This window comes from Halomonas sp. SIMBA_159, from assembly GCF_046536035.1.
Classification (GTDB): Bacteria; Pseudomonadota; Gammaproteobacteria; order Pseudomonadales; family Halomonadaceae; genus Vreelandella; species Vreelandella venusta_A.
Genome location: NZ_JAWJBT010001611.1, coordinates 1 through 236, shown reverse-complemented (window position 1 = coordinate 236; position 236 = coordinate 1). Strand labels below are relative to the sequence as shown.

General features: G+C 66.9%; 1 protein-coding gene. It reads left to right on the top strand.

From position 1 onward, the window contains the following. On the top strand, positions 1-236 hold a 236-nt coding region (locus R0J87_RS24665), incomplete at both ends, for a thiamine pyrophosphate-binding protein (RefSeq protein ID WP_498889669.1).

The following is a 236-nucleotide window of genomic DNA, read 5'->3' as shown; positions in this document are numbered from 1 at the left end:
CGCGGACCACGGCCACCGACGACCTGACGGTGGTCACCGTGCAATATGGACCAGGCGCCGAAGCGGCATTTGCCGGCGTGGCGCAGGCATGGAACGACCGCGCGCCGGTGCTGTTCCTGCCGACCGGATATCCGCGCGGCTCGGAAGCGGTGGCGCCGAATTTCGAAGCGCGCCGTAACTTCACGCACATCACCAAATGGTGCGAGTCGGTGGTACGGCTGGAAGACCTGCCGCAG